Origin of the sequence: Aeromonas sp. JL9 (assembly GCF_024436075.1) — a bacterium.
In the GTDB taxonomy this organism is placed as follows: domain Bacteria; phylum Pseudomonadota; class Gammaproteobacteria; order Enterobacterales; family Aeromonadaceae; genus Aeromonas; species Aeromonas veronii.
Window position 1 is genome coordinate 40,001 of record NZ_JANFNV010000034.1, and the last position, 6,645, is coordinate 46,645.

The window sequence follows — 6,645 nt, forward strand, 5'->3', positions numbered from 1 at the left end:
GAGGGTTACTTTTTGGGTTCGTCTTTTTGCTGGGACAACTGCTCGGCAGGGATGTGGCGGTAGAGATAGACGCCGCTCAGCAGGGTAAAGACCAGCGTCATCCCCAGCAGGCCGAACACCTTGAAGTTGACCCACATCTCCTGCGGCAGGTTGAAGGCCACATAGAGGTTGAGCAGGCCACAGACGGTAAAGAAGCCGACCCAGCCGAGATTGACTGTGTCCCAGACCTTATCGGGTGCTTGCAGCTCCTTGGCCAGCATCTGTTTGATCAGATTCTTGCCAAAGCCGTAGCGGCTGATGAGCAGACCCAGTGCGAACAGCACGTTGATGACAGTCACTTTCCACTTGATGAAGGTGTCATCGTGGAAGAAGACAGTGAGGCCGCCGAAGAAGCCGACCAGCAGGAAGGTAAAGAGCTGCATCTTCTCGACTTTGCGATAGCGGATCCAGCTATAGGCGAGCTGCAGACCGGTGACCACCACCAGTGCGCCGGTAGCCATGTAGATGTCGTAGAACTTGTAGACCGCGAAGAAAACGATAAGTGGAATAAATTCAATAAATTGCTTCATTGTTGGCGCCTAGTCCTCAAAAATGGCCTGCAAATTTCGCCCAGTCTACCTGTACAGCAGACAACGGCAAATGAATAAGACCGCTCATTTTCACGCCGGTTTCACGCTGTCGCCAAACAGTTGGCGAGCAATGGTGAGCCCCAGTCGTTGCTGATCGGCCAGCAGGTCGCGGATATGGCGCTCTTCAATCAGGGGATTGAGCAGTACGGCGCGTAGCAGGGTGAGAGGCTGCGCGCCGTAGCGCACCACGGCGCGCTGGGTACGGGAGACAAAGCTGTGCCCCTCGGCGCGCTGGGCTTTTTGCAGCGCCACGTTGAAGGTGTTGACCTGCTCGTTGGCCGCTTCATCCAGCACCTTGCCCTGCAGGTGGGGTGGAATGCAGCGGTAGGAGAGCAGGTTCATCACCGGTGCCGACATCAGCTCGAAGGCGGAGTCACTTTCGATGAGATCTGCCATCAGCCGGGCGCGGTCGTAGTTGGCTTCGATAAGCTCGGCGTAGCCTTGCTGGCCGAAGAGTTGGAAAGCGGCATCCAGATAGAGGGCATTGGCCGGGCGGGTGCCCTCCAGCGTAAAGCGGCCCTGATCGAACGAGGTGGCACGAATGGCGTAGGGCGCCTCTCGCTTGACCGCCATCATCAGGTCGGGCTGGCGGCAGAGCAGCATGCCGGTACCAAGCGGCACCAGCAGTTGCTTGTGGCCATCGAGGGTGACGGTGTCGGCCTGCTCTATTCCGGCCAGCAGACCTTGATAGCGGGGGGAGAAGAGGGTCGGGCCTCCCCAGGCGGCATCCACGTGGAAGTGGATCTGCTCGCGCTCGGCGATGGCGGCCAGCTCCGGCAGGGGGTCGATGGAGCCAAAGTCGGTACTGCCTGCCACGCCGACCAATGCCAGCACTTTCAATTTCTGTTCCTTGCACTGGAGCAGCGCCCGCTCCAACGCAGCCAGACTGAGCCGGTTCTGCTCGTCGGTCTCGAGGCGCCAGACGCTGCGGGCGCCCAGCCCCAGCAGATCCATCCCCTTGTCGAAGGAGTAGTGCATCAGGCGGGAGCCCAGAATGACGGCGCCCCGATAGCCCTGCTCATAGAGGGCGAACAGGTTGTCGCCACAGGCGCGGTTGCGGGCCAGCCACAGTGCCGTGACGTTGGCGATGGTGCCGCCGCTGGTCATGACGCCGAGGGCGGCATCCTTGGCATGCATCTGCTCGCCGTAGAAGGCATCGTCCCTGCCATAGATGAGGCGGTGCAGCTTGCCCAGCACCTCCCGCTCCAGAAAGCTGAGCAGGCGGGAGGACTCCATCTTCATCGGATTCTGGTTCAGCATCACCAGCAGGCGCGACAGCTCGGCGGTATAGGCCGGCAGTGGCGCGGTCATATGGCCCATGTAGCGTGGCGAGGTGAGGTGCGAGGCACCGGGCACCAGAGTAGCCAGCCGCGCCAGATACTCCTCGATAGATTGGCCGACTGCAGGCATGCGGGATTGATCGAGCTGGTGGGTGAACAGGTCGCGCTGATAGGGGGCCTGACTGTCGTCGGAGTGGTGGAAGCTCTCCAGCAAGGTGTTCATCGCCTCGCCAAAGGCGGGATCCGCTTGTGCAAACAACTCAGTCAACTTCATCAGGTTCTCCAGACCAGGTCACCGGGGTAGGTGTCTATGCCGCTTGTCTCGGGCATCGGCGGCAGAGCATACACCAAAGGTTGGCAGGTGACAGCCACTCCATTTTTTAAGCGAACACTTGTACTCCGAAATGGTGCTGGGTAGAGTGAGCCACAGTTATTGTGGAGTCGATATTATGAGTGGTGTGATGGATTACTCCCCCCGGGAGGAGCTGGCAAACCGGCTGAGTCACGGTGCGGGATTGTTGCTGGGGATTGTCGGGCTGGTGCTGTTGCTCATCAAGGGATGGGGGCAGGGTACGCAGGTGCTGGTGAGCTACAGCCTTTATGGAGGCAGTCTGGTGCTGCTCTATCTCGCCTCGACCCTCTACCACAGCATGGCTGAAGGGCGGGCCAGACGCTGGTGCAAGGTGTTTGATCACTGTGCCATCTATCTGCTGATCGCCGGTACTTATACTCCGTTCCTGCTGGTTGCACTCGACACGCCGCTGGCGAAGGGGTTGATGGTGGTGATCTGGGCCCTGGCGCTGGCTGGCGTGGTGTTCAAGCTGGTATTTATCAACCGCTTCAAGAAGTTGTCGCTCTTTACCTACCTGATGCTGGGTTGGCTGTCGCTGGTGGTCATCTATCAGCTCAACATCCATCTGGCCGGTGAGGGGCTGCTGCTGCTCGGTCTCGGCGGCCTTATCTACAGCCTCGGGGTCATCTTCTATGTGGCCAAGCAGATCCCCTATAACCACGCCATCTGGCATCTCTTTGTGCTGGGTGGCAGCGTTTGTCACTTTATGGCCATTTACGGCTACGTCGCCTAACGTCTTGCAACTAGCCCTTAATTGGTATTTTTAGCGCGTAAAAGGATAAATTCGTGCGGTATCACACAGTTGACATCAGCGTTTGCTGACAAGCTAGGGCCAGTTCAATTCGCAAAGGATGCACGAAATGAGTGAAATCGCGCTTTCCATCAGCATGTTGTCGCTGGTGGCAGTGCTAGGGCTCTGGCTGGGAAACTGGCGAGTCTATGGCGTTGGGTTAGGGATCGGTGGGGTGCTGTTCGGCGGCATCATAGTGGGTCACTTTGCCGGAGTGTCAAATCTGGCGCTTGATGAGCAAACACTCCATTTTATTCAAGAATTTGGCCTGATCCTGTTTGTCTATACCATCGGTATTCAGGTTGGGCCCGGTTTCTTCTCGTCATTGCGCAGTTCGGGTCTCAAACTCAACGCCTTTGCCGCTCTGCTGGTCATCCTTGGTTGTGTAGTGGCCGCTGGCTTGCATCAATTTTTCGATGTGCCGTTGCCGGTCATTCTGGGGGTCTTCTCCGGAGCCGTCACCAATACGCCATCCCTCGGTGCGGGCCAGCAGATCCTGGCCGAGCTGGGCGCCGCGCCCGGTTCGACTGGCCTGATGGGGATGGGCTATGCGGTTGCTTATCCGTTCGGCATCTGTGGTATTTTGCTCACCATGTGGCTGGTTCGGGTCTTCTTTCGCATCAAGATCGACGATGAAGCCGCCCAGTTCGAGCTGCAAACCGGTAAAACCAAGGAGAGCTTGCAGACCATCAACATCGCGGTACGCAACCCCAACATGCACGGCCTGATGCTGAGCGAGATCCCGAGTCTCGACGAGTCCGATGTGATCTGTTCACGGCTCAAGCGGGGCGACGAGCTGATGGTGCCACGGCCGGAATCCCGTATCGAACTGGGTGACTTGCTGCATCTGGTGGGTGAGCGCCATGCGCTGCACAAGGTGCTGCTGGTGTTGGGGGAGGAGGTGGAGACCTCGCTCTCGACCCGGGGTACCGACCTGCGCGTCGAGCGGGTGGTGGTGACCAACGAGCAGGTTCTTGGCAAGAAGATCCGCGATCTTGACATCAAACAGCGCTATGACGTGGTGATCTCCCGTCTCAACCGGGCTGGTATCGAACTGGTGCCGACCAGTCAGACCAGCCTGCAGTTTGGTGACATCCTCAACCTGGTGGGGCGCCTCGATGCCATCGAAGCGGTGACCAATGTGGTCGGCAACGTGCAGCAAAAACTGCAGCAGGTGCAGATGTTGCCGGTATTTATCGGGATTGGCCTTGGCGTATTGCTCGGTTCCATCCCCTTCTACCTGCCCGGTTTCCCGGCCGCCCTCAAGCTGGGTCTGGCGGGCGGGCCGTTGGTGGTGGCGCTGATCCTGTCGCGGATCGGCAGCATCGGCAAGCTTTACTGGTTCATGCCCCCCAGTGCCAACCTGGCGCTGCGGGAGATCGGGATTGTGCTGTTTCTGGCGGTGGTCGGCTTCAAGTCCGGTGCCGGTTTCGTCGATACCCTGATCAACGGTGATGGCCCGGCCTGGATGCTCTACGGTATGGCGATTACCCTGATCCCGCTGCTGGTGGTCGGTGTGCTGGCGCGGCTCTACGGCAAGATGAACTACCTCACCCTGTGCGGCTTGCTGGCCGGCTCCATGACAGACCCTCCCGCGCTGGCCTTTGCCAACGCCATGCACCCGACCAGTGGCGCCAGTGCGCTCTCATACGCCACTGTCTACCCGCTGGTGATGTTCCTGCGGATCATCTCGCCACAGCTGTTGGCTATCATCCTCTGGGCGGGTGTATAGGGTTAATCTTGACGGGAGCATGTTTTGTCATGCTCCTGTCATTACTCTGTAATTTATTGATAATTTTGGTTTTTACCATTCTCGCAACCTCGTTTTACACACTTCTGTCTGGCTGAACAGTTCAGCCTCAAATCGGTCTATCCTTTCGAATTTTCGAGCTGGTTATTTTTCCCCTCAGTCTGCAAAGTAGGCTGTGGCTTATTGCATTCAAATCAGGATTCAGGAGAGAACATGATCACCAATGCCGTTACCTTGGAACAGGGCGTAACCGTAACCCAACTCAAAGGACAAATTTATCTGGTTGCCGCAGATGGCAGCCGGAAGCTGTTGGCGGAAGGGGATGTGCTGCCGAAAGGGGCGGTGATCATGTCGCCGGATGGCGCCAGTTTCATGGGCGGCGGACAGTCGTTCAATGTGCAACCAGCCAGCGAGCAGAGTGAACCTGCCGAAGAGGGGGATGCTCCCCAGCTGGCGCAAAATGGTGCCGCTGGCACTCCTGATGATATCAATGCCCTGCAACAGGCCATTTTGGGTGGCGCTGACCCGACCCAGGCCTTTGAAGCTTCTGCAGCAGGTGGTGCTCCTGCCGCCGGTGGTGGCGGTATTGGGGGCGTCGCCGGTGCCAGTGGCAACGGCGGTTTTGTCACCATCGATCGTACCGGTTCCGCAACCATTGCTGAAGCCACCTTCGATACCACCTATAACGCCAACGGTGAGCCACCGTTGGGTGCTGCTGGCGAGGATGAAGCATTTGACCTGACTCCGCCCACCATTTCCGTCGTTGCGCCAGATAACACCAATGACACCACTCCGACCCTGATCGGAACCACGGATGCTCCTGCTGGCAGCACTGTGACCTTGCTGGTCACCGATGCAAACGGTAATCAACAAACCCTGACCGCGATTGTCACACCCAGCGGTACCTTCACCGTGGATGTGGTGACCCCTTTGGCTGAAGGCTCTTATACCGTCACAGCCACAGTGACCGATCCTGCGGGTAATACCGGCAGTGCGACTGATTCAGGGAGTGTGGATGTAACAGCTCCAGCGATCACCGTTGATGCGCCTGACAATACCAATGACACCACCCCGACCATCACTGGTACTACCAATGCGGTTCCAGGCAGCACGGTCACTCTGGTGGTGACCGATGCCAATGGCACTCAGCAAACCCTGACCGCCACCGTGCAACCGGGTGGTGGTTACAGCGTGGATGTGACTACCCCGCTGGCGGAAGGCAGCTATCAGGTGACGGCCAGCGTCACCGATCCAGCGGGCAACACCGGCAGTGCGGCCGACAATGGTAGTGTCGATGTAACGGCTCCAGTGATCACTGTTGATGCGCCGGACAACACCAACGACACCACCCCAACCATTACCGGTACGACGGATGCCCCGGCGGGCAGTAGCGTTACCCTGGTCGTGACCGATGCCAACGGCAACCCGCAGACCCTGACCGCCACCGTGCAACCGGGGGGGGGTTACAGCGTGGATGTCACCACCCCGTTGGCGGAAGGCAGCTATCAAGTAACGGCCAGCGTCACCGATCCGGTCGGCAACACCGGCACTGCGACCGATGATGGCAGTGTGGAGATTGATGACTCGGTCGATGCGGTCAATGACGAGTACCAGGTCAACGAAGATGGCTCGGTGAGCCTGACCCTGCTGGCCAACGACAAGGCGCCGGATGGCGGGCTGGCGCTCGTCTCCATCAATGGCGTGGTCCTGACGGGCGGTGCGCAGAGCATTGCCGTGACCAACGGCAGCGTGGAGATTGCCGCCGATGGCAGCATGACCTTCAAGCCGAGCGAGAACTTCAACGGCGACATCAGCTTTGACTATGTGGCCAAGGACGCTGACGG

The 6,645-nt window shown here is 58.8% G+C and carries 5 protein-coding genes; 3 read left to right on the top strand and 2 right to left on the bottom strand.

Features of this window, described 5'->3' with window-relative positions; translation table 11 throughout:
- Nucleotides 1-5: 5 nt before the first annotated feature.
- On the bottom strand, nt 6-569 hold the full coding sequence (locus NOM06_RS18240) for a septation protein A (RefSeq protein ID WP_064335576.1): 564 nt from the start codon (nt 567-569) through the stop codon (nt 6-8).
- A 90-nt stretch (nt 570-659) separates the two neighbouring features.
- On the bottom strand, nt 660-2,183 hold the full coding sequence (locus NOM06_RS18245; protein ID WP_255912650.1) for a pyridoxal-dependent decarboxylase: 1,524 nt from the start codon (nt 2,181-2,183) through the stop codon (nt 660-662).
- A gap of 175 nt (nt 2,184-2,358) precedes the next feature.
- Between NOM06_RS18245 and NOM06_RS18250 the strand changes: the two genes are divergently transcribed.
- The 3 genes from NOM06_RS18250 to NOM06_RS18260 all read left to right on the top strand — a co-directional run.
- Nucleotides 2,359-2,994, top strand: coding sequence for a hemolysin III family protein (locus NOM06_RS18250; RefSeq protein ID WP_255912651.1), 636 nt, complete (start codon nt 2,359-2,361; stop codon nt 2,992-2,994).
- A gap of 127 nt (nt 2,995-3,121) precedes the next feature.
- Nucleotides 3,122-4,783 carry a putative transporter gene (locus NOM06_RS18255; RefSeq protein WP_206901229.1) on the top strand — a complete coding sequence of 554 codons (1,662 nt, stop codon included), beginning with the start codon at nt 3,122-3,124 and terminating at the stop codon, nt 4,781-4,783.
- Nucleotides 4,784-5,014: 231 nt separating this feature from the next.
- The coding region (locus NOM06_RS18260) for a retention module-containing protein (protein ID WP_255912652.1) at nt 5,015-6,645 on the top strand (1,631 nt) is incomplete at its 3' end.